The following is a 20,486-nucleotide window of genomic DNA, read 5'->3' as shown; positions in this document are numbered from 1 at the left end:
TCTCGTCTGGAGAGCTGTCGCCCTGGCTGAAGCGGGGCGCCGATGCTGCGTTATGTCTTCCGGCGGCTTTTGACCGCCATCCCGACGCTATTCGTCATCGTGACGGTGGCGTTCTTCCTGATCCGCGTCGCGCCAGGCGGCCCGTTCAACCAGGAGCGGGGCCTGAGCCCCGAGATCAGGGCCAATCTCGAAGCCCAGTTCGGCCTCGACGATCCGCTCTGGCTGCAATATGTCCACTATCTCGGCAATCTTCTGCGCGGCAGTTTCGGCCCGAGCTACAACCTGCCGGATTTCACCGTCACCGAGCTCTTCGCCAAGGGCCTGCCGATCTCGGTGCAGATCGGTACCTCGGCGCTGGTGCTGGCGCTGCTGTTGGGCTCGATCCTCGGCACGATCGCGGCGCTCAACCAGAATAAGATAGCCGACTATTCGGTGATCGCTTTGGCTACCGCCGGCAGCACCATCCCCACCTTCGTCACCGCGCCGGTGATCCAGCTCGTCTTCGGGCTTTCCTGGAAGCTGTTGCCGATCGGCGGCTGGGGTGACGGCGCCCTGATCAACAAGGTCGGGCCGGTGCTGACGCTCGCCTTGCCGCAGATCGCCATCGTCGCCCGCCTGATGCGCGGCTCGATGATCGAGAGCCTGCGCTCGCACCATATCCGCACCGCCCGCGCGCTCGGCCTCTCCGACTGGTCGGTGGTGGTCAAGCACGCATTGCGCGGCGCCGTCCTGCCGATCGTCTCCTTCACCGGCCCGGCGGCGGCGGCGCTGCTTACCGGCTCGATCATCGTCGAGACCATTTTCTCCATCCCGGGAGTCGGCCGCTACTTCGTCGATGCCGCGCTCAACCGCGACTACACGCTGGTCATGGGAACCGTGGTGGTGATCGCGCTCTTCACAATCGTCTTCAACCTGATCGTCGATCTCCTCTACGCGGTCGTTGATCCGAGGGTGCGCTATGACTGAGCTTGCAGTCGCCGTTCCGGAGCCGATCGTCGGCCGCTCGCTCTGGGGCAATGCCTGGGCGCGGCTGAAGCGCAACCGCGCCGCCATGTTCAGCCTCTACTACTTGGCGTTCATCGCCATCATCAGCGTGTTCGGCCCAATGGTCGTGCCGCATGAATACACGACCATCTATGGCGACTATGTCCGCACGCCGCCGAGCCTTTCGGCCTATCCCAAGCCGGACATGATCCAGGGCGCTCTGAGCGATGCGATCAAGCGCATGCGCGTCGACATCAAGGAATGGCATCAGGACGGCAGCCGCGTCATCGTCACCGTCACCTCGACCAAGCCGATCGACGACCGCAACATCCGCTATCTCGACCGCTCCGATGCCTTCGACGACACCAGGATCGAGAGCAAGTCGCCCGACGGCCTTGAAGTCACGATGAGCTCGGCCGTCAAGCAGCAATATTTCTTCTTCGGCACCGACAACACCGGGCGCGACCTGCTCTCGCGCACGTTGATGGCGGGGCGCATTTCGCTGGCCATCGGCCTGCTTGCCGGCGTCGTCGCCGGCGTCATCGGCGTCATTTACGGCGCGACGGCCGGCTTTGCCGGCGGCAGGGTCGACGAGGTGATGATGCGCGTCGTCGACGTGCTTTACTCGTTGCCGTTCATCTTCTTCGTCATCATGCTGGTGGTGTTCTTCGGCCGCAACTTCGTGCTGATGTTCCTGGCGGTCGGAGCGGTGCTGTGGCTCGACATGGCGCGCATCGTGCGCGGCCAGGCGCTGTCGATCCGCAGGCAGGAATATGTCCAGGCGGCCGAAGCGATGGGTGTCGGCCATCGCGGCATCCTCGTGCGCCATGTCATCCCGAATCTGCTCGGACCGGTGGTCATCTACATGACGCTGCTCGTGCCGCAGGTAATCATCCTGGAGAGTTTTCTTTCCTTCCTTGGCCTCGGCGTGCAGGAGCCGATGACCAGCTGGGGCGTGCTGATTTCCGTCGGCGCCAAGAACATCGGCTATGCCAACTGGCTGCTTCTGTTCCCGGCCTTCTTTCTCGTCTCGACGTTGTTTGCGTTGAATTTCGTCGGCGACGGCCTGCGCGACGCGCTCGACCCGAAAGATCGATAGGGGATCGCTGACATGGCTTCCGAAACGATCCTCAGCGTCAAGGACCTGCGCGTCCGCTTCCAGACCCTCGACGGCACAGTCGAGGCGGTCAAGGGCATCAACATCAGCGTCAATGCCGGCGAGACCGTCGCCGTGGTCGGCGAATCCGGCTCCGGCAAGAGCCAGACGATGATGGCGGCGATGAGCCTGCTTTCCTCCAATGGCGAGGCGACCGGCCAGGTCGACTATCGCGGCCGCAATCTTCTGGAGATGACCAAGAGCGAGCTCAACAAGGTGCGTGGGCGCAAGATCAGCATGATCTTTCAGGAGCCGATGACCTCGCTCGATCCGCTCTACACGATCGGCAACCAGCTCATCGAGCCGATCCGCCGGCACCGCGGCCTCAACGCGCAGGCGGCGCGCGAGGAAGCGCTGAAGCTCCTGAGGCTGGTGCACATTCCCGATCCCGAACGGCGGATGAAATCCTATCCGCACGAAATGTCGGGCGGCCAGCGCCAGCGCGTCATGATCGCCATGGCCTTGGCCAACGATCCCGACATTCTGATCGCCGACGAGCCGACGACGGCGCTCGACGTCACCATCCAGGCGCAGATCCTGATGCTGCTTGCAGAGCTGCAGCGCAAGCTCGGCATGGCGATCGTCTTCATCACCCACGATCTCGGCATCGTGCGGCGCTTCGCCGACCGCGTCTATGTCATGCGCCAGGGCGAGGTGGTGGAGGAGGGCGATGCGCAAGCGCTCTTCGCCAATCCGCAGCACGCCTATACCAAGATGCTGCTCGCGGCCGAGCCGACCGGCACCAAGGCGGCGCCGCCAGCCAATTCGCCGGTGCTGCTCGAAGGCCGCAATGTCGAAGTCGTCTTCAAGATCGGCGGCGGCTTCCTCGGCGGCGAGCCTCTGATGCTGCGCGCGGTGGACAAGATCTCGGTGCGGCTGAAGCGAAACCAGACCATCGGCATCGTCGGCGAGTCCGGCTCCGGCAAGTCGACGCTCGGCCGCGCGCTGCTGAGGCTTTTGCCCAGCGACGGCGTCATCCGCTTCGGCGACCGCGACATCTCCGAGGCGGATCGCCAGGCGATGCGGCCGCTCAGGCGCGAATTGCAGCTCGTCTTCCAGGATCCGTTCGGTTCGCTGTCGCCACGCATGACGGTCGGCCAGGTCATCACCGAGGGACTTTTGGTGCACGAGCCGTCGCTGACCGGCAAGCAGCGCGACCATCGCGCCGTTGAGGCGCTGCGCGAGGTCGGCCTCGATCCCAATGCGCGCAACCGCTACCCGCATGAGTTCTCCGGCGGCCAGCGCCAGCGCATCGCGATTGCCCGCGCCATGATCCTGAAGCCGAAAGTGGTGGTGCTGGACGAGCCGACATCGGCGCTCGACCGCTCGGTGCAGAAGCAGATCGTCGAGCTGCTGCGCAAGCTGCAGGCCGACCACGAGCTGTCCTATCTCTTCATCAGCCACGACCTGGCGGTGGTGCGCGCCATGGCCGACTACATCATCGTCATGAAGCAGGGAAAGATTGTCGAGGAGGGGCCGACGGAGGAAATCTTCGGCAATCCGCGCGAGGCCTACACCCGGACGCTGATGAACGCGGCGATCGATACCGCGCGGTTTAGGATCAGCGCCTGAACTCACCGCCGCTTGCCGGCAGGCGGCTTATTGCGAGGACGGGCATCTTTGCTTCCTTGCCGCGACGATGGCCTGCTGCTGTTGCTGCAGCTTTTCGATTCGGGCGGTATCGCGATTGGCCACAACCGTCTTGACCCGCTCGCCGCCGAGCAGCCAGCTCGGCACGCTGGTATTGGCGACCTTGCCGCGGCCGATGGCAGTCCGTGAGATATCGGTGGCGGTGTCGCCGAGCGCGCTGTTGAGCTCGGCACAACTCATCCTGTCGTATTTCGCCGGATCGATCGACGCGGCCGTAGATGAGCAGCCCGCGGCGAAAAGCAGCGTCGCGATTACCGGCAAAATAGCTGTCGGCATGAACTTCATTTTCTTACCGGGCCGCTCCGATGGTTTGGATTCCGTCGAACTGGGACAGGGTGCCATTAAAGCATGTCTCCCGAAAGTGGGAACCGGTTTCGGGACAAAGACATGCGTAAAATCAAAAACCTAAAGCGCACGGAGCGAATCTGAACGTTCGCGACGCGCTTTAGGTCAAAGTAAGAGCGCGCTGTCGAGCACAATGGCCGGCAGCAACTGTTCAGGCTCGCTATTCGCTGCTGAAAGGTTAGGTGGGAGACGGAAACACAAGCATCCTATCTTCCTTAAGAGACCGAGACGCCAAGCGCGGGACCGGAGCGGTTTTGATATGACGTGACTGGGCCGCCGTCCTGGATCTTGCCGTATCCATTCGATCCGAAGACGTCGGCAACGCCGCTGGCGCTTCGACCAAAATAGAAGCTCTCAGGCGGATCTTCCGGGCGGGACTGGCCGCCGTGGCCACCCAGTCTACCTAGTCTGCCTCACCATCAAAGATCACGGCGCGGCCCCGCGGACCGCTCATCCGCACGATCAGCGTCTCGAGCTCTTCGTCCGTCATCTTGGTCGAAATATGCCGGCGGCATTCGGTGATCGTCTCGGACACCGAAATCCCAGCCTCTGCGGGCGCATCATCGAGTATGCGGCCGATTTCGATAACGACGTCGGCATCGATGTTTCTAGGCAAATCCTGCATGGCACTTTCCCTTCGAATGTAGCCCGCCGGTCCAGAGAATTTTCGAGAACGAATTCCAGGGGCTGCGCTCTCGTCTGCAACAAATGCGGATCGTCCGCTGATCTTTGGGCGATTGAAGATCGCAGCCAAGCGCGCTCGACTCGTCGCCGCGGCAAGAGCGGCAGCGCGACCTGAGAGCGACGTGCGGACCTCTGTCGATGGTAGTCGCGACAGGAGCGCATATGGCTTTCTATCGTGGCTCGAGGGGCGGAAACATCTGACGAAGGTCACGGTCAGTGGTGACCAACGTCATGTGGAAGGCATGTCTTGCACGCCTCAAAGCTGGAAAATGGATCGCGGCTGCCTGCTGCCGGCGTCGATCGCCGATCCGGTCTTCGATCGAGTCCCGCCGTAGGGTCGATCGGCGTCCCCCGCTGCTTGGCGTGCGGATATGCGGGCCGTCAAGGATGACGGCGTCACAGTCGAGAGCAATGGCAGAACCTGAAAGCAGGAATGCGGCGATCACGATCGGGATGGCCGGCCTGCGCGCATGGTTTCAGGCGGATATCGGGAAGGAGATGGAAGGGCTGAGAGCCTAACCCATTGTTTTTTCTGGTCGGAGTGGCAGGATTTGAATCTGCGACCCCATCGTCCCGAACGACGGGGTTTGCCAGCAAAAGCCCGGATTTCCGCCATTTCTTGTCACGCTTGGGTGCTTCTGTTCGCCTTTGTTTCCGACTTAACTGTGGGGTTTCTGTGGGGAATGGCGGGAGCGTTCGCCTTCTGTCCCCGGGCATTCTCACGACATTATTTGTAAGGTTTCGCGAGCGCGCCTTGGAGACGATAGCTTCGGCTGCATCTGATGGCGTCGCGACAGGAATATCCATCATAACAAAGGGTTGAGGCCGATTTGGAGGCAGAACCATCGAGCTGCCAGTGGTGGTTTCCGTCCCTCAGTCCTTCCGGCGCCGGACTTTAGCGTAGCAATCGGCGCATTGTTTTTCGGCGGGATTGTGAACAGCTCGGACACGTGATGTTCGAGAACCTTCGACACCTTTTCGAGAGGGGTGATCGAGACCGCTGCAAGTCAAGGTCGGCGCACCGGCGCCCAAGGGCCTGGGGAAGGAAAAGGCCGAATGTTGACGCCGGGGCTTGGCCGGATGAAGTTCTTCAAGGGCGAGGAGAAGCTTCGCCATGCCTCGCTGAAGGATTTTCGCGAGGAGTAACTGAAACAAAGGTCTATTTCGGCGGTTGTCGTCCATGGAGAGTTCCCCATGACAGACGATCAGGAAAAGGTCTCAGCCGAGACAGAATTGCTGGCCAGGCGCCTGGCACGCGAAAGCGGCGTCACCGTCGACGAAGCGCGCGAATTGATACACCTCATCGGGACAGACTGGAGCTCGCTGCTGCGAGAGGCTCACTTCCTCAAAGGGCGACACTGATGAGTGAGCGCGGTGCTGAATTCTTCAGCCAATGGATCACCCATAACGTGATGCGTGGCAGCGTTGGCGCAGACATCATTTCGGTCGCCGAACTGACCGACAAGTTGTTTTCCGACGCCAAGGCGGCGGGCGTTTCCGAGGATGAAATCGAAGAGGAGGTCGGAAGCGCCTACGAAGCAATCCTGACCGCGATCATGGGTCGCGAGATCATGGATCGCGGAGGCAAATCCAACTGAGCAGGGCGTGTTTCGAAGGGGGTCAAAGCGATTCGACATCGTCCCGCCGTTTAGCAATTCCTGAAACAAAAGCCGCGCCGCACCGTTGCCCCTATGCCAGGTGAAAGTCCCCACCCCCACACCTGGCTGTCCCCAGATTCCCGCTGGCTTCGGCCGGCGGGCTTTTTGAATTCTGCGAAGGCGCGGCGGGTGGCTTGCTAAGCTTTTGCGAAACCGGCACATCCGGGCGTGCAAACAGATGCCCGCCAGATGGGGTAGCGGCGGGCATCCACCTCTCTCCTGCCGACGATGAAGCGACTCTCGCCGGCTCTGCTTAAATAATGCGGGGGACACAATGTTCCTGCACAGGTCAAGAGGGAAGGCCCTGTTGTGAAGTCTGATTGATGCCCGCCATCGGCGTAAAATGGCGGGCATCGCACTTTCCAAAACCACCGACGAAAGGGGTTTGCGCCGGCAGCCACTACCAATCCGCGTCGCCGAAAAATGTTTCACCACACGGACCAATGCTCACGAACGCCCGACGACGGTCGGAAACATTTGTTAATGCGTACTCCCAGCAATGGCGCTAGCGCGCCATCAGACTGCAGGCCGGCCTGAGATTTGGGCCACAGCTTGCCGTTATGGATGCCCGACGCGGGCGCATCGGTTCACAAGCGTGGGCTAGTGGAACCTTTCGACCGTGCCCCCGGTTCGGTCGCGACGGGTGGCTCAGTTGCCCGCCGGGCCGTGACCGGCAGGGGTGTGGCACGGGTCTTGCGTTGGCGATGTTGCCGACACCAGACACGGGATTGGAGTACACTTTGCGTTTGATCGTTCAGCCGGGACGGAAGGCGGGGTCACCGAAGCACATTTACTCAGAGCCACTGCAGATTGACGACCTGCAGATCGGTGAGAACGGCGACGTCACCATCTCAGTTGTTGCTGACGACATCTACTCGAAAAACTCCACCCAGCGCTATCAGATCATGCTGACCGAAGCCGAAATCACCATCCTTGCCGACATAGCCACACCGCGGTGGCGAGCATCGCAACGCCGATAGTGGCGATGTTGAGCGGGAGGACCAAGCGGCCCTGGGCGCGTTCACCCTGAGCCGGCTGCGAACACTCAAATTTAAAAATGCGAGCGCGACCCGGGCGTCTCACAATGGCACATGCCGACATATCTTTTTCACGTCCTTCGTAATGGGCGAACTCTGGGCGACGCTGCCGTCGATCTGGACACCCTCTGTGACATGCGGTGGGAAGCGCTTAAGGCCCTACACGACATCGCGCTCGACGAAGTGTCTTCAAGCGATTTGGATAAGACCCTGACGGTCATCGTTCATGATGAAGTCGGCAGCCCCGTCTATTCCGCCACTCTCACCATCTGTCAGCCGCTTCCGGTCGGCTCCTCTCTCGGCAGCTAGGAACCAATCTACAAGGCCGAACTCGGCCATTTCAGTTGTGACTAACAAAATTTATGGCCATCAATCAAACATCCCGGTCATTGTACAAGTTCTCCGCTAGCCCTCGAAGCGGAGTATGGGAGGTCGCCTTGAGCTGGCGGGCAAAGGCCGGCCACTTGGCCCGTCGCACGGACCGCAGGCCGCTGCGACGGGCCAAGCTCCGCGAGGACGCGATCTTCACTTTCGGAGCTGTGCTTCTGGACAGCTGTCGGTGCTGCAGCAGTCATTCAGACTTATATCAACCGGTCGTTAGCAGCACGGAATTAGCAGCACGGGATCATGCCTGACATCACGACGCTGAACCGTGCAATCCTGCTCCTAGCCGCAGCAGCGGCAGCGCTTGCCCTCCATAATGGGTTGCGGTCACGGCGGGCTTTGCGCGGGCGCCGTTTCGGCCGCTTCGTGGAAGTGGGGGGAGCGCGGCTGCACGTCATCGAGGACGGCCTGGGCGCGCCGCTTCTGCTGCTGCACGGCAATGGCGCTTCGGCCGAAGACTTCACGACGAGCGGCATCTTCGGCAAGGCGGCCGCCAGCTATCGTGTTGTGGCATTCGACAGACCAGGCTTCGGCGGGAGCTCGCGCCCGATCGGCAGGGTCTGGTCGGCCACCGCGCAGGCCGATCTGATCGATGCCGCCGCGGCGAAACTCGGGATCGGGCGCTATCTGGTTCTTGGCCACTCATGGGGCGCCACGGTGGCGCTCGAGATGGCGCGCCGGCATCCGGGAACGGTTGCCGGTGTCGTGCTTGTCTCGGGCTACCATTATCCGCCGCCGAGATACGAACTCGCCCTTTCGGCGCTGCCGGCCATGGCTTTGATCGGAACGGCGTTCCGCCACACCCTGCTACCGCCGCTGGTCAGGCTTGGCTGGGCTTGGTCGATGCGGAAGATATTTGGCCCGGCCGCGATCTCGGCGACATTCGCGGCCGCGATGAAGGAGTTGGCGAGCCGTCCGTCGCAGCTGCGATCCATCGCGGCGGAATCGTATCTGATGTGGGTCGCGGCGCTGGTCGCGAGACCCCGCTACGACGACATTCCCACCCCCGTCGGCATCATCGCTGGCGCTGGGGACAAGCTTTTCGACGCGCCGGCCGAGGCGTTACGCCTGCACGCCGAGCTTCCGAACTCGCTGGTCGATATCGTTCCCGATGCCGGTCATATGGTGCATCAGACGGCACCGCAGGTGGTGCTTGCCATGATCGACAAGATCGCTGCGCTGTCGTCCACCGGTGATGCCGAACTGAGCGACCGCTAGGCGGCCCTATATCGAACCGGCGACGGGCTGGGTCGCGCAACTGGACTTCGCTGCGGAACTTTCCGATTGGCGCTGCCTTATCTTCATGTTCGAACGGCAGCAGCGAGGGGAAAGCATTGGGCAGCATTGCCTGGCGGAATCTGACTTCCTTGCAGGTGCTTGCACTGGCACTTGCTTCCTGCTCCTCGTCGGATACCGTCGAACAGCAATCGAAGCTTGCCGCCTCGACGGCGGAAGCGGCGGTATTGGTGACCGACTCCTGGCTCTCCGGCGCCGCACCGTCGCACTACGCGTCGGCGGCCTTGCAATCCTTTGCCGGCACACTCGGCGACGCCGGCCGGCAAGTTCAATCGGCCTCCTCGTCCGACACCGGGAGGCGGGACGCGGTGAAGGCGGCGGTCGGCCGGCTGTCGATTGCAGCGGCCGGGGTCGAGCGCGCGGTTAAGGCTGAACAGCAGGCCCAAGCCAGCCAGGCGCGGCAAGACCTTCGCGCCGCGCAGGCGGATCTCGTCACAGCCTATCGCCAATATCTCGCGTCGCAGCAATGAAGAAGCTGCTGGAAATTTCACTCGGTGTGGTGACCAGCGTCGGCGGCTTCCTGGAGGTTGGCTCGATGGCAACGTCGGCCCAGGCCGGCGCGTTGTTCGGCTTCCAGTTGATATGGTCGGTCGTACTTGGCACAATCTGCATCATCTTCCTGGTCGAGATGGCCGGCCGCTTCGCCGCCGTCAGCCATCACACCATCGCTGACGGAATTCGCGAACGCTTCGGTTTCAGCGCTTTCCTTTGGCCGTTGCTTGCAGTCTTGCTGGTCAATTTCATGGTGCTCTCAGCCGAAATAGGCGGGATTGCCGTCGCCGCCGAGCTTGCCACGGGTATCAGCTTTCAATGGTGGGCGCTGCCGGCGGCGTTCCTCGCCTGGCTGCTGCTGTGGAAAGGCACGTTCGGTCTCATCGAGAAAGGGGTATCGATGCTTGGCCTGGTCACGCTCTGCTTCATCGCCGCGGCGGTGATGCTCCAGCCCGAATGGAAGCAAGTGGCTATTGGTGCCGTGCCCAGTTTGCCGCAGCACGATACGGCAAACTACTGGTTCATGGCCGTCAGCATCCTCGGCGCTTCCATTTCACCCTACCTTTTCATGTTCTATTCCTCGGGCGCGATCGAGGATCAATGGGACAAGAGCTATCTCGGTACCAATCGCGCGATTGCCGGTCTCGGCATGAGCTTCGGAGGAACAATTTCCGTGGCCGTGCTGATCGTGGCCGCGCTTGTGCTCGGCGCCCATGGCGTGAACCAGGTGGACGATTACAACCAGCTCCCGCTGATGCTTATTCAGACATTCGGTTTCTGGGGTTTTGTGCTTTTCGTCGCTTCGCTGGGCATCGCCTGTTTTGGAGCCGCTCTCGAAGTGGCCCTGCAACAGGCCTATCTCGTCGCGCAGGGTTTCGGCTGGACGTGGGGCGAGAACCTGAGGCCGCGGGACGATCCCGGTTTCAGCCTCGTCTACACTGTTACGCTCTTCCTTGCCGCCGTTCCGATAGCCCTTGGTGTCGATCCGCTGAGGCTCACCATCTTCTCGATGGCGTTGACCGCGGCCAGTCTTCCGCTGACGGTGGTTCCTTTTCTCTTCCTGCTCAATGATGAACGCTACGTCGACCAGCACCGCAACGGCCTTATCTCAAATGCCGCCGTCATCTTCGTCATCGCTCTCGGCTTCGTGTTGGCCGTTGTTACCATTCCCCTTCAGATATTAGGAGGCAGCTGATGCAGTTGCTGCGCGACATCCTGGATAAGCAGGTGGTCGACCGCGAGCAGGTCAAGGTCGGCAAGGTGGATGGACTGGTTGCCGAGCTGAGGCAGGGCAAGCCGCCGAGGGTCATTGCGGTCGAGCTCGGCTCGATTGCCCTGGCCCGAAGGCTTGGCACCCGACTTGGTCGATGGACGGCGCGCCTCGCGGCAAAGCTCAGCGGGAAGCGGCAGGCACGGCCGCACCGGATCGCCTGGAACAAGGTGCGCGATATCGGCGTCGACATCGAATTCGATATCGACGTGCGTAGGACGAAGATCCTTGCCTGGCAGCACTGGCTGCGCGATCACGCCGTCGGCCGCATCCCGGGAGCCTGAGGATGGCGAATGTGAACCTCGAACATCTGGCCGGCCGGCGCGTGTGCTCGGAAAGCGGCAAGACCATCGGCTATCTCGAGGAGATCATCGCCGAGCAGGACGGTGACGAGCTCGTCGTTACTGAATTTCATGTAGGCATTTTCGCGGCGTTCGAACGCCTATCCGCATCGACCGTCGGCACCGCGTTGCTCGATGTCTTCGGGCTGCGCCGCCGCGAAGGCCTCTACCGCATATCTTGGGACAAGCTCGACATTTCCGATCCGACGCGGCCGCGGCTGCTCTGTTCGGATGACGAGCTTTCCGGCTTCGAACGTGCCGATCGAGGTAAGTAGCTACTTACAAAAAAACCCATCACAGGAGGGAACATAGCGGCTGGCGCGAAGTTGGACAGGCAAGGAGGAACCTGCGCCATGAACAATGTCATCTATCTCATCGGTCTCATCGTAGTTGTGCTCGCGGTGCTCTCTTTCCTCGGCTTTCACTAGGAGGCGTTATGCAGCGCGAGAATGATCAGGGCCGCGAGCCGGCCGAGTTCGCCAACGCGAAGAACGAAATTTCCGATCGACTCCAGAAGGAAACCCAAAGCGCTGGCGAGGCGCTCCACGATGCGCGCGACGAGGTGGTTCACAGGAGCGGGCAGTACGCCGCCGACGCCCAGCAAGCGCTGTCGGAAAAAGCTGAAGAGACGCAACGCGATGTGGGATCGAGCCTGGCGGCACTCGGCGGCGCCATGCGTGTGGCAAGCGATCATCTGGCCGACAAAGATCAAAAATCGGCTTCGAAATTCATGCTGGATGCCGCTGGCGGGCTGGAAGAGCTATCGTCATCGTTGAGAGAGAAACCGTTCAGGCAGGTTCTCGAGGACGTTCAATCCTTCGGCCGCAAGAATCCCGGTATGCTGATTGCCGGTTCGGTGCTGGCAGGACTTGCGCTCGGACGGTTCATGAAGGCCACCTCACCCAAGGGGCACAGGTCGGCCGAGTCGGGGAATGCCGGGCGAACCGGTGTGAAAGCAGGCGAACCCCGGGGCAACACGCGTCCCAATTGGGGCTCCGACGGCGGTGTTCCCGGTCAGGCAGCGGAGCTGGAAAGATGAGCAATCAGGACAATCCAAGCCTCGGCACGCTGGTCAGTGATCTGGCCCATCAGGTGAGCACGCTCGTGCAGACGGAAGCCAGGCTCCTGCGGGCGGAGATCTCGGAAAACGTGAGCAAGGCCGAAGCCGGTGCCGTCGAGGTTCTGGGCGGCGCGATATGCTTGCTCGCCGCGCTGCTGGTTCTGCTGCAGGCGCTCGTCATCGCTCTGGCACGTCTGGGGCTGGGTACCGGATGGTCCGCTTTGCTCGTCGGGGTGATCGTGGCTGTGCTGGGCGTTTTCCTGTTGCGGACCGGGATGGCAAGCATGGCGCCTTCTGAACTGGCGCCGGACCGCACGCAGGAACAGCTGAAACGCGATGCGAACGTGATCAAGGAACAAGCGAGATGACCGACAAATCCGCAGCCGAGCTCGAACGCGAAGCCGAGGCCACGCGTGCCAGGGTGGTGGCGACCGCCGACTCCATTCGGGACAAGATAACGCCCGGGCAGCTCTTCGACGAATTCGCTGGATTTTTTGCCAACAGCGGAGGCTCAGAGATGCTCCGCAACCTGAAGACCCAGGTACGGGAAAACCCGTTGCCGCTGACGGTGATCGGGGCTGGGCTGGCGTGGCTGATGCTGGGCAGCGGCACTTCCGGCACCGCCGCTGCGCGCGCCTATCCAACACGTCGCGGTCCCAGCCAACATGACGGTACATCGGCCGCTGAAATGGACACCATGACCTCGGACACCGCGGCCTCGGTTTTCGACGCAGCCGGAGGGGCGGCTGTAACTGTTTCAGGAATGGCCGGCAGCGCGGCTGACACAATGTCCGATATGGCAAGCGGCGCCGCGCAGACGCTGACGAACTCGGCAGCAGCTACAGCCGACGTGGCATCGAGGGCCAGCCGCTCCGCACAGCAGCTGATGGAGGATCAGCCTCTTGCAGTGGCAGCTGTCGGCCTCGCTGTCGGGGCAGCGATCGGCGTCATGATGCCTCGCACGCAGGTCGAGGACGAGCGGCTCGGCGACTATAGCGAACAGCTTCGCGACAAAGCAGAGGACGTGCTCGAAAAAGGCATCGACCAAGTGAAGCAGGTTGCAGCCGAAGCCTACGAGACGGCCAGCGACGAAGCAGGCCGGCAGGCATCGAGCGAAGGCACGCTGGCCGACAAAGTTAGCGACGTCGTCAAGTCCACCGCCGACAGAACAGACGAGGCGGTGCGCCGGAACTTTTCCAGTTCCGAAAGGCCCCTGGAGGACAAGCCCTAGTCCAGGACGCGCCTGAAGCTAGACAGTTTGAGCCCGCGGCTAGGCAGGCTCGGCCATAGCTTTCTCAACACCGATAGGGCCTCGTTGCCAATGGGTCGCAAACCGGTCCGAAGCGCTTGAGGACCGCGAAAGCGGAACAACATGAGTTCGTAGAAGTTTGTTCGCGATACGGCGATGCCGTTTACAACGTCGCGATATTTCTCCAGCGGTTGAGGAAATTCCGAACGTGACCGAAACCCACGATGACACGGATCGGCCTGCGATCGCTCATCCGTCTAGGAAGACTATCTACGCCGCTCTCATCGGCAATCTGCTGATTGCGATATCGAAGTTCATTGCTGCTGCACTCACCAATAGTTCTGCAATGGTCAGCGAAGGAGTGCACTCGCTAATCGATACCAGCAACGAATTGCTGCTTCTGCACGGCCTCAATCGTTCGGCGAAGCCACCGGATGAGAATCACCCCCTTGGGCACGGGCGCGAGCTTTATTTCTGGAGCTTCGTCGTCGCGTTGCTTGTCTTTGCGCTCGGTGCCGGCGTTTCCTTCTACGAGGGCGTGGTTCACATTCTCGCCCCGATACCCATTGAGAACGCCGGCGCGAATTTCGTTGTCCTGGCTCTTTCCGCGATATTCGAAGGCTATTCTTGGCAGCTCGCCTTCAAGAACTTCAGATCATCCAAAGGCAAAAGCAATTATCTGGAGGCTCTCCGCCGAAGCAAGGATCCGTCCACTTTCACCGTTCTGCTCGAAGACAGTGCGGCATTGGCGGGTATTGCCATCGCTTTTGTCAGCATCGCGCTCTCGCGACACTTTGAAATGCCCACGCTGGATGGGGCTGGCTCGATATGCATAGGCATTTTGCTCGCGCTGACCGCTGGGTTTTTGGCACGGGAGTGCAAAGGACTGCTGATCGGAGAGCGCGCAGCGCCAGCTGTCGAGGCCGCCATTCTAAGGATGGCAAGGGAGGATCCAGCCATTCAGCAAGTCAACGGCGTGATTACGGTTCATATGGCGCCGGATCAGGTAGTGGCCGCGCTCAGCGCGCAATTTCACGATGCGGCGAATGCCGACGATATAGAAGATTGCGTCGAACGGTTGGAGACGAGGCTGGCCGCCGAGCGTCAGGAAGTCACAACCCTGTTCGTGAAGCCACAGACGAGCCGGCGATGGAGCGGCCGCCCGGCTCCTCCTGCTTCGTGATCCGTGTCGCGAGTCCGGTTTATGCGCTTCGTCATGCCGACCTCATGGAACATTATTTTTTGGAACATCGCCTTCCGCCCGACCGTTTGGTGCCATAACCCGCAATCAATCAGGAGTGCAGGCCATGCCAACACCCAGTGGACATACCAACGCCATCCGAGCCTCGCGAGTGATCGGCACCAACGTTTACAATTCGGCTGGAGAAAACATAGGAACGATCGAAGACGTGATGCTTGAAAAAACCGCCAACGGCATCATGTTTGCCGTCATTTCGTTTGGCGGTTTTCTAGGCATCGGCGAGAAGTATCATGCGATCCCCTGGTCTCTGCTGGACTTCGATCCCAATCGCGGAGCCTATGTCGTGTCGTTTAGCGTCGAGCAGCTTAAGGCGGCGCCGGCGTATTCGATTGACGAACTGACAATCGACGACGGAAGGCCGGCTCGAGAAGCCTCCTTCGGCTACTGGCATGTCGAGCCGTACTGGCAATGAGTTGCATCGTCGTAACTCGACAAGCCCGAAGCGAGGCAAGGGTTGACCCGTGAAAAGCGCATAACCGCTTCCGAGAACTCGGCATTCGAACAGCAAGATGGCAATGCGTTCGAAGGGAGCGGGACTTTGCCTGGGCGGCATAACTCGCCCCATCCAACTCCGGCGGGCGCCTAAGCACCTGTGAAGACTTCCGGAACGGCCGAAACCCGCGCACATGGCGGAACGATCGAGTCGAATTGCCGTTACCGACAAAAAGGAGCAGGCAATGACTGGACGCACAACCCACGATCAGCAGATGCGCATCATCGAAGAGCGTGAGAATACGAAGAACGCGCCCAAGAAGTTCGACGCCAAGGCGGAGCTGAAGCGGTCGGCTGGGGAGCGCGAGGCAAGGCGGAAGGGATCGAGCCTCAGGGGCGCGACACGCGTCGATCGAGATGACCGCAATATCCTTCGCGGCAAGAATCAGGAAAGCGCCCATAACAAGAATCGAGGCTCCAAGTAGGACCCGCCGTCCGAAGGAGCCATAGGGGCCATTCCAGGAAATTGCGAAGCAGCTTTCGGATCGAATTCGACGGTCGAACGCTATAGGGTTCTAGGAGCGCGCGGCCACGCTTTCCCTGGCGGCTTTGGCCTCTGCAAATTTGTCCCTGAATTCTTGAACCTCAGATTCCGTAAGGTGGTCGATGCCGATGAGGTCGTTTTTGCCACGGCCCGATCGAATGAGCTCATCGAGTTTGCCCTGGATGGCTGCGCCATCGCGGTTCTGGGTGTTTTGGATAAGAAACACCATAAGGAAAGTCACGATCGTGGTGCCGGTGTTGATGATGAGCTGCCAAGTCCCGGAGTACTGGAAAACCCAACCGGTGAGGCCCCAAAGGACTAGTAAAGCCAAGCACAGTGCGAAGACCCATGCACGTCCCGCGGCGTGAGCGACAATTTCCGCAAGCCGATTGAACGCTTGTTCCATGCCGAACTCCGTCCAGACGCCTATCTGGCGGGAGCGTCTCCACGCTGCCAATGATGAACGCGGTGACGGCGTCCGCGTCGCCAGGTGCCGTTCATCGACGTCACGCAACACGGCCCCGGCCGAAAGACCGGGGCCACATTGCAAGCTTGGCCTTTGGCATGCATAGCCAGCGTATACTAGGCACCTCACGCGGCCGCCTGCAGGGCCCGCTCGTTCGCACCGCTTTCGCCGAGCTTGGTAAGCGTCTCGTCGGTAGCGGATTCTTCCTTGAGGGTCTGGCGCAGCAAGGGCAGGGCGTCTTTCAGGCCCAGTTGCTCCGCCCAGGCGATTAGCGTGCCGTAGCGCGCTATTTCATAATGCTCAACCGACTGGGCGGCCGCCACAAGGCCTGCGTCGAGCGCCGGCGCGTCCTTGTACTCCTCGAGGATTTCCGAACCTTCTTCGATGATGCCGTCGATCGCTGGGCAGGTCTTGCCCCGCGCCGGCTTGCCCAACATCTCGAAAACCTGTTCGAGCCGGTCGACCTGGCCTTCCGTCTCGTTGCGATGTTTTTCAAAGGCTGCGCTTACCTCTTCCGACTGTGCCGCCTTGGCCATCTTCGGCAGCGTCTTCAGAATTTTCTTTTCCGCGTAGTAGATATCTTTCAGGCCATCCACGAACAGGCTTTCCAGGCCGTTCGCCGCGCCGGACGAACTTTTCTTCACCATCGACGTCTCCTTCGGTTGGGGGTGCTGTTCCCTAAAAGGAGCGGCTCCCGCCCCATTGTCCTAAGCGAATTCAAGAAAGGCGTTCGCCATTCCCTGAGCCAGCAAAACTGACAGGATCAAGCGATGTTCCCGACGAAATATTTTGTGACCGTCGTGTTCGACAACTCAGCATGGGCTGGCCCGGGCCGGAGTCATCTCGGCGGGCCCTTGCCATTGCGCGACGAGAGCTGGTCCAGCATGTCGAGCGCGGCACTTGGTTCGGCAGGCTGCAGCAGGCCCTGCTCGGTGGCCGCCTTCTTGAAGGCGGCAAAAGCGATTGCAGGTCGACAGATCCCATTGGCTGCGTCGTCCACTAAGCGAGCCGCTTTGAGATAGGCTGGTGAGTCCTTGTCCTTCCATGTCCCGCCAAGCGCTTTCTTGGCGTCGGCAATCGAGGAAACCACCATCGTGCCACCATGGACGAAGCGGATGGTGAGCGGCAGGAAACTGCTCATGCCTCGTCACCAACCCATTCGCTGGCAGGCCAGGCCAACCCGGAAAAGGGCGCCGCTATCAGGGCGGCCTCCGCTTTGTTCGTGTGGAAGAATTTCATGGTGTGCCACCACATGGATGAGATCGCCATAACGAAATCGCCGCCGCCCGGTTGCGTCCAATCAGCCAAAAGCGAGTTCGAGGCGCGAGCCGAGCGTCTTGGGAAGCCGAGGATCGCCAGCTTGCGCGGCGTTGCCAACTTTTTCCGTTCGTCTGCGTTGTCCCGAGAGTATCGAAGGAGAGTGCAATGCTGACGAAATCCGCAAGAGCAAGAAAATCAGCTGCGCTGATGAGATCCGCCTCGCCGACCAAATCCGCCACCGAGCAGGCGGCGAGCCGGCAGCGGAGCGTGCAGCGCAAGGTCGATGCGGCCGATCGCGCCAAGTCAAACGGCAAATCCAAATCGCAAGGCGCCATGCAGGCCGGCGCTAGGCAATATCCAGTACCGCCATTCCCGAAGCAGCATCATCCGAAGCCCGGAGAGGAATGGGCGATCGACCCGGCACCGCTCTATGACGCGCCGTTCTGGCTGGGCTCGGGCAAGCTGGAGGGCAAGGTGGCGCTGATCACCGGCGGCGATTCCGGCATCGGCCGCGCCGTGGCCGTGCTCTTCGCGCGCGAAGGGGCGGACGTCGCGGTTGTTTATCTCAGCGAGGACCGCGACGCCAAGGTGACGAAGCAAGCGGTCGAGGCCGAAGGTAGACGCTGCATCATTCTTCGCGGCGACGTCGCCAGAAGAAACTTTTGTCGCAAGGTGGTTGAGCAGACGGTTAAGACCTTCGGCAGGATCGACGTGCTGGTCAACAACGCCGCCTTCCAGGTGCACTCGACCGATTTCGCCGACCTCACCGAGCAGCATTTCGACACCACGCTGAAAACCAATCTCTACGGCTATTTCCACATGGCGCAGGAAGCGGTGCCGCACATGAAGCCGGGCTCGGCGATCGTCAACACCGGCTCCGTCACCGGCATCGAGGGCTCGAAGGAGCTGGTCGACTATTCGATGACCAAGGGCGGCATCCACGCCTTCACCCGGGCGCTCTCCGGCAGCCTCATCGGCAGGGGCATCCGCGTCAACGCGGTGGCGCCAGGCCCGGTATGGACTCCGCTCAACCCATCGGAGAAGGAGTCCGAGGACGTTTCGCGCTTCGGCGCCCAGACGCCGATGAAACGGCCCGCGCAGCCGGAGGAGATCGCGCCGGCCTATGTGTTTCTGGCCTCGCCGCAATGCTCAAGCTACATCACCGGCGAGATCCTGCCGATCATCGGGGGTTACTGAACACGACCCGGAAGGAGCGGCAAAGCTGCGGACAACCTGCAGTGACCTCCAATCGCGCAATAGAGACATGCCTGTGGCCGGGGGGCCGGCGTCCGGGGGCAGGCGCCGACGTAGAATTCGGAACAATCCGACTCAATCGGTATTAGATCTCGGTTCGCCACGCTGTCCGCGATTTCGGACAGCGAGCGGCAGGCTTGTGGGCCTTGCAACTGTGGCGGCAGAGGGGGGCTGAGTTGCCGCTCTGGTCACCACGCTGGAGTCCGTCAGTTCATTAAGGTGAAACTAATACGCCGTTTTGACGTTTGGTCCTTGCAGCGGCACCGACGTTAGGGCGCCGCAGATCAGTGATAAGACTGACCGGGCTCCCCAACCATGGATGGGCAAGCAAAGCACCCAGTTGTGCGCCGCATTCGATGAATAAATCCAGTGCATTCTATTTCAAAATTCTGTCGTTTGACCATTGGAACGAAAGCTTGTTTCAGGAATTGATATTTCATATCGAAATATAGGAGATCGCTATGGGACGCGGTATATTGCTTTGGCTGCTCGGAGTTCCGATTCCGATTATTATCCTCCTGTTGTTGTTCGCACGGTAGGAGCTTCACCATGGTCTCGCCTGTTACTGATGTTGAAGTTTCCGGGGCAAGGGAATCTTCGTTGTCCGCCGTAAGCTGGGGCCCAATCGTGGCGGGGGCTTTCGCTGCTTCCACGCTGACGGTGATCCTGATGCTCATCGGCTCCGGCCTGGGGCTGACCATGGTTTCACCTTGGACGGGTGCAAGCGCCTCGGCCGCCACTTTCGCTGTTTCGGCTGCGGTTTGGCTGGTCGTCGTGCAGTGGCTCTCGTCCGGCCTCGGCGGCTATCTGGCCGGCCGCCTGCGCACAAAATGGGTCGGCATTCATGACGACGAAGTCTATTTTCGCGACACGGCTCATGGCTTCCTTGCCTGGGCGCTAGCAACGCTGCTGGTTGCCGGCGTCCTTGGCTCCGCTCTGTCGGCAACAGTGGGTGCAGGGGTTCAGGCCGCGTCCAACGTCGCTTCAGGCGCGGCGGCAGGCGCCACGTCTGCAGCCACAAATGCCGCAAGCGGCACGACCGACGGCAACACTCTGGGCTACTTCGTCGATACGCTGTTCCGTCCGGCCGATACCAGCACGGTTGCTCCGGCTGGGCAGAACGATGCCGGTGTGACCGCACAGGCATCGCGCATTCTGGTAGCGAGCGCCGCCAGGGGCGAAGTCTCGGCCGAGGACAAGACCTACCTTGCGAAACTTGTCGCCTCTCGCGCCGGGCTTTCGCAGGCCGATGCAGAGAAGCGCGTCGACAGTGTCCTCGCGGGCATGGAAGATGCCAAGAACAAGGCGAAGGCGGTCGCCGACACAGCCAGGAAGGCAAGCGCCACTTTTGCGCTGGTCGGAGCCCTGTCGATGATCGTGGGTGCTTTTATCGCAAGTATCGCGGCCGTGCTCGGCGGCAAGCAGCGCGATGAAGACGAAGCGCGGTTCGTTCGCGGCTGACAACCACGCCAGAGCTTGGCTGTCTGCAGTGGCTCGAAATGCCGGGCCGCTCCGATCTTCCTCCAAAGCAATTCCCAACTGAGGATCGCCAGCAGTATTCCGCTTGCCGTCGAGATTATGGCGCGACGACAGGTGAATATGTCCGGTCGGGCCAGCGCCAAAGTGTCGCCGGAAAATCTGTTTCGTCACGACGCGCTTCCCG

Annotated in this window: 25 protein-coding genes; 20 read left to right on the top strand and 5 right to left on the bottom strand. The window is 61.2% G+C overall.

Annotated elements, in window-relative coordinates:
* The first annotated feature begins 42 nt into the window (after positions 1 to 42).
* Genes QAZ47_RS27750 through QAZ47_RS27740 form a run of 3 tightly spaced genes read left to right on the top strand, consistent with a single transcriptional unit; the run spans position 43 to position 3,712 of the window.
* Positions 43 to 966 carry an ABC transporter permease subunit gene (locus tag QAZ47_RS27750; protein WP_095813150.1) on the top strand — a complete coding sequence of 308 codons (924 nt, stop codon included), beginning with the start codon at positions 43 to 45 and terminating at the stop codon, positions 964 to 966.
* Complete coding sequence (locus QAZ47_RS27745) at positions 959 to 2,083, top strand: ABC transporter permease subunit (RefSeq protein WP_278231486.1); 1,125 nt, start codon at positions 959 to 961, stop codon at positions 2,081 to 2,083. Before QAZ47_RS27750 ends, QAZ47_RS27745 begins: the two co-directional genes overlap by 8 nt.
* Positions 2,084 to 2,095: 12 nt before the next feature.
* On the top strand, positions 2,096 to 3,712 hold the full coding sequence (locus QAZ47_RS27740; protein WP_278231485.1) for an ABC transporter ATP-binding protein: 1,617 nt from the start codon (positions 2,096 to 2,098) through the stop codon (positions 3,710 to 3,712).
* A gap of 27 nt (positions 3,713 to 3,739) precedes the next feature.
* Here the strand turns inward: QAZ47_RS27740 and QAZ47_RS27735 are convergent, their stop codons facing one another.
* Together QAZ47_RS27735 and QAZ47_RS27730 are read right to left on the bottom strand one after the other, a co-directional pair.
* A complete protein-coding gene (locus QAZ47_RS27735) occupies positions 3,740 to 4,075 on the bottom strand; it encodes a hypothetical protein (RefSeq protein ID WP_278231484.1) in 336 nt (111 codons plus the stop codon).
* Positions 4,076 to 4,538: 463 nt separating this feature from the next.
* Positions 4,539 to 4,889: a hypothetical protein gene (locus QAZ47_RS27730; RefSeq protein ID WP_278231483.1), complete on the bottom strand. Its 351-nt coding sequence runs from the start codon at positions 4,887 to 4,889 to the stop codon at positions 4,539 to 4,541.
* A 1,124-nt stretch (positions 4,890 to 6,013) separates the two neighbouring features.
* Here QAZ47_RS27730 and QAZ47_RS27725 point away from each other — a divergent pair.
* The 15 genes from QAZ47_RS27725 (at position 6,014) to QAZ47_RS27655 (ending at position 15,784) form a co-directional block, all read left to right on the top strand.
* Positions 6,014 to 6,181, top strand: a complete 168-nt coding sequence (locus QAZ47_RS27725) for a hypothetical protein (protein ID WP_278204028.1) — start codon at positions 6,014 to 6,016, stop codon at positions 6,179 to 6,181.
* Positions 6,181 to 6,417 (top strand): hypothetical protein, encoded by a 237-nt coding sequence (locus tag QAZ47_RS27720; RefSeq protein ID WP_278231482.1) that lies wholly within the window; start codon positions 6,181 to 6,183, stop codon positions 6,415 to 6,417. Before QAZ47_RS27725 ends, QAZ47_RS27720 begins: the two co-directional genes overlap by 1 nt.
* Positions 6,418 to 7,217: 800 nt before the next feature.
* On the top strand, positions 7,218 to 7,457 hold the full coding sequence (locus QAZ47_RS27715; RefSeq protein ID WP_278204026.1) for a hypothetical protein: 240 nt from the start codon (positions 7,218 to 7,220) through the stop codon (positions 7,455 to 7,457).
* A gap of 111 nt (positions 7,458 to 7,568) precedes the next feature.
* Positions 7,569 to 7,823 carry a hypothetical protein gene (locus QAZ47_RS27710; RefSeq protein ID WP_278231481.1) on the top strand — a complete coding sequence of 85 codons (255 nt, stop codon included), beginning with the start codon at positions 7,569 to 7,571 and terminating at the stop codon, positions 7,821 to 7,823.
* 318 nt (positions 7,824 to 8,141) lie between these two features.
* Positions 8,142 to 9,116 carry an alpha/beta hydrolase gene (locus tag QAZ47_RS27705; RefSeq protein WP_278231480.1) on the top strand — a complete coding sequence of 325 codons (975 nt, stop codon included), beginning with the start codon at positions 8,142 to 8,144 and terminating at the stop codon, positions 9,114 to 9,116.
* Between the two features lie 116 nt (positions 9,117 to 9,232).
* Positions 9,233 to 9,664, top strand: coding sequence for a hypothetical protein (locus tag QAZ47_RS27700; RefSeq protein ID WP_278231479.1), 432 nt, complete (start codon positions 9,233 to 9,235; stop codon positions 9,662 to 9,664).
* Positions 9,661 to 10,881 carry a divalent metal cation transporter gene (locus QAZ47_RS27695; protein ID WP_278231478.1) on the top strand — a complete coding sequence of 407 codons (1,221 nt, stop codon included), beginning with the start codon at positions 9,661 to 9,663 and terminating at the stop codon, positions 10,879 to 10,881. Before QAZ47_RS27700 ends, QAZ47_RS27695 begins: the two co-directional genes overlap by 4 nt.
* On the top strand, positions 10,881 to 11,240 hold the full coding sequence (locus QAZ47_RS27690; protein ID WP_278204020.1) for a hypothetical protein: 360 nt from the start codon (positions 10,881 to 10,883) through the stop codon (positions 11,238 to 11,240). Before QAZ47_RS27695 ends, QAZ47_RS27690 begins: the two co-directional genes overlap by 1 nt.
* Positions 11,241 to 11,242: 2 nt before the next feature.
* Positions 11,243 to 11,572, top strand: a complete 330-nt coding sequence (locus QAZ47_RS27685) for a hypothetical protein (protein ID WP_278231477.1) — start codon at positions 11,243 to 11,245, stop codon at positions 11,570 to 11,572.
* Positions 11,573 to 11,733: 161 nt separating this feature from the next.
* A complete protein-coding gene (locus QAZ47_RS27680; RefSeq protein WP_278231476.1) occupies positions 11,734 to 12,336 on the top strand; it encodes a hypothetical protein in 603 nt (200 codons plus the stop codon).
* Positions 12,333 to 12,725 carry a phage holin family protein gene (locus QAZ47_RS27675; protein ID WP_278204015.1) on the top strand — a complete coding sequence of 131 codons (393 nt, stop codon included), beginning with the start codon at positions 12,333 to 12,335 and terminating at the stop codon, positions 12,723 to 12,725. The genes QAZ47_RS27680 and QAZ47_RS27675 overlap by 4 nt, the downstream gene beginning before the upstream one ends.
* Entirely contained in the window at positions 12,722 to 13,588 is an 867-nt protein-coding gene (locus QAZ47_RS27670) for a DUF3618 domain-containing protein (protein ID WP_278231475.1), read from the top strand. Before QAZ47_RS27675 ends, QAZ47_RS27670 begins: the two co-directional genes overlap by 4 nt.
* Positions 13,589 to 13,814: 226 nt before the next feature.
* Entirely contained in the window at positions 13,815 to 14,789 is a 975-nt protein-coding gene (locus QAZ47_RS27665) for a cation diffusion facilitator family transporter (RefSeq protein ID WP_278231474.1), read from the top strand.
* A 124-nt stretch (positions 14,790 to 14,913) separates the two neighbouring features.
* The gene (locus QAZ47_RS27660; protein ID WP_278204011.1) at positions 14,914 to 15,279 is read left to right on the top strand and encodes a PRC-barrel domain-containing protein; all 366 of its coding nucleotides are present in this window, start codon (positions 14,914 to 14,916) and stop codon (positions 15,277 to 15,279) included.
* Positions 15,280 to 15,544: 265 nt separating this feature from the next.
* The gene (locus QAZ47_RS27655; RefSeq protein ID WP_278204009.1) at positions 15,545 to 15,784 is read left to right on the top strand and encodes a hypothetical protein; all 240 of its coding nucleotides are present in this window, start codon (positions 15,545 to 15,547) and stop codon (positions 15,782 to 15,784) included.
* A gap of 90 nt (positions 15,785 to 15,874) precedes the next feature.
* Here QAZ47_RS27655 and QAZ47_RS27650 read toward each other — a convergent pair whose 3' ends face one another.
* From QAZ47_RS27650 to QAZ47_RS27640, 3 genes are all read right to left on the bottom strand, one after another.
* Positions 15,875 to 16,249 carry a low affinity iron permease family protein gene (locus QAZ47_RS27650; protein WP_278204008.1) on the bottom strand — a complete coding sequence of 125 codons (375 nt, stop codon included), beginning with the start codon at positions 16,247 to 16,249 and terminating at the stop codon, positions 15,875 to 15,877.
* A gap of 185 nt (positions 16,250 to 16,434) precedes the next feature.
* The gene (locus QAZ47_RS27645) at positions 16,435 to 16,956 is read right to left on the bottom strand and encodes a ferritin-like domain-containing protein (RefSeq protein WP_278204007.1); all 522 of its coding nucleotides are present in this window, start codon (positions 16,954 to 16,956) and stop codon (positions 16,435 to 16,437) included.
* 191 nt (positions 16,957 to 17,147) lie between these two features.
* Positions 17,148 to 17,450 carry a DUF982 domain-containing protein gene (locus QAZ47_RS27640; protein WP_278231473.1) on the bottom strand — a complete coding sequence of 101 codons (303 nt, stop codon included), beginning with the start codon at positions 17,448 to 17,450 and terminating at the stop codon, positions 17,148 to 17,150.
* Positions 17,451 to 17,776: 326 nt separating this feature from the next.
* Between QAZ47_RS27640 and QAZ47_RS27635 the strand changes: the two genes are divergently transcribed.
* A complete protein-coding gene (locus QAZ47_RS27635) occupies positions 17,777 to 18,766 on the top strand; it encodes an SDR family oxidoreductase (RefSeq protein ID WP_278233890.1) in 990 nt (329 codons plus the stop codon).
* A 606-nt stretch (positions 18,767 to 19,372) separates the two neighbouring features.
* On the top strand, positions 19,373 to 20,284 hold the full coding sequence (locus QAZ47_RS27630) for a hypothetical protein (protein WP_278231472.1): 912 nt from the start codon (positions 19,373 to 19,375) through the stop codon (positions 20,282 to 20,284).
* The last annotated feature ends 202 nt before the right edge of the window (positions 20,285 to 20,486 follow it).

Origin of the sequence: Mesorhizobium sp. WSM4904 (assembly GCF_029674545.1) — a bacterium.
Taxonomy (GTDB): domain Bacteria; phylum Pseudomonadota; class Alphaproteobacteria; order Rhizobiales; family Rhizobiaceae; genus Mesorhizobium.
The sequence above is the reverse complement of the archived record's forward strand: the minus strand, read 5'-3'. Positions and strand labels throughout refer to the sequence as shown.

Coding starts and splice junctions, on each gene's coding strand:
- QAZ47_RS27750 (WP_095813150.1), top strand. CDS start 43: ATGCTGCGTTATGTCTTCCGGCGGCTTTTGACCGCCATCCCGACGCTA.
- QAZ47_RS27745 (WP_278231486.1), top strand. CDS start 959: ATGACTGAGCTTGCAGTCGCCGTTCCGGAGCCGATCGTCGGCCGCTCG.
- QAZ47_RS27740 (WP_278231485.1), top strand. CDS start 2,096: ATGGCTTCCGAAACGATCCTCAGCGTCAAGGACCTGCGCGTCCGCTTC.
- QAZ47_RS27735 (WP_278231484.1), bottom strand. CDS start 4,075: ATGAAGTTCATGCCGACAGCTATTTTGCCGGTAATCGCGACGCTGCTT.
- QAZ47_RS27725 (WP_278204028.1), top strand. CDS start 6,014: ATGACAGACGATCAGGAAAAGGTCTCAGCCGAGACAGAATTGCTGGCC.
- QAZ47_RS27720 (WP_278231482.1), top strand. CDS start 6,181: ATGAGTGAGCGCGGTGCTGAATTCTTCAGCCAATGGATCACCCATAAC.
- QAZ47_RS27710 (WP_278231481.1), top strand. CDS start 7,569: ATGCCGACATATCTTTTTCACGTCCTTCGTAATGGGCGAACTCTGGGC.
- QAZ47_RS27705 (WP_278231480.1), top strand. CDS start 8,142: ATGCCTGACATCACGACGCTGAACCGTGCAATCCTGCTCCTAGCCGCA.
- QAZ47_RS27695 (WP_278231478.1), top strand. CDS start 9,661: ATGAAGAAGCTGCTGGAAATTTCACTCGGTGTGGTGACCAGCGTCGGC.
- QAZ47_RS27690 (WP_278204020.1), top strand. CDS start 10,881: ATGCAGTTGCTGCGCGACATCCTGGATAAGCAGGTGGTCGACCGCGAG.
- QAZ47_RS27685 (WP_278231477.1), top strand. CDS start 11,243: ATGGCGAATGTGAACCTCGAACATCTGGCCGGCCGGCGCGTGTGCTCG.
- QAZ47_RS27680 (WP_278231476.1), top strand. CDS start 11,734: ATGCAGCGCGAGAATGATCAGGGCCGCGAGCCGGCCGAGTTCGCCAAC.
- QAZ47_RS27675 (WP_278204015.1), top strand. CDS start 12,333: ATGAGCAATCAGGACAATCCAAGCCTCGGCACGCTGGTCAGTGATCTG.
- QAZ47_RS27670 (WP_278231475.1), top strand. CDS start 12,722: ATGACCGACAAATCCGCAGCCGAGCTCGAACGCGAAGCCGAGGCCACG.
- QAZ47_RS27660 (WP_278204011.1), top strand. CDS start 14,914: ATGCCAACACCCAGTGGACATACCAACGCCATCCGAGCCTCGCGAGTG.
- QAZ47_RS27655 (WP_278204009.1), top strand. CDS start 15,545: ATGACTGGACGCACAACCCACGATCAGCAGATGCGCATCATCGAAGAG.
- QAZ47_RS27650 (WP_278204008.1), bottom strand. CDS start 16,249: ATGGAACAAGCGTTCAATCGGCTTGCGGAAATTGTCGCTCACGCCGCG.
- QAZ47_RS27645 (WP_278204007.1), bottom strand. CDS start 16,956: ATGGTGAAGAAAAGTTCGTCCGGCGCGGCGAACGGCCTGGAAAGCCTG.
- QAZ47_RS27640 (WP_278231473.1), bottom strand. CDS start 17,450: ATGAGCAGTTTCCTGCCGCTCACCATCCGCTTCGTCCATGGTGGCACG.
- QAZ47_RS27635 (WP_278233890.1), top strand. CDS start 17,777: ATGAGATCCGCCTCGCCGACCAAATCCGCCACCGAGCAGGCGGCGAGC.
- QAZ47_RS27630 (WP_278231472.1), top strand. CDS start 19,373: ATGGTCTCGCCTGTTACTGATGTTGAAGTTTCCGGGGCAAGGGAATCT.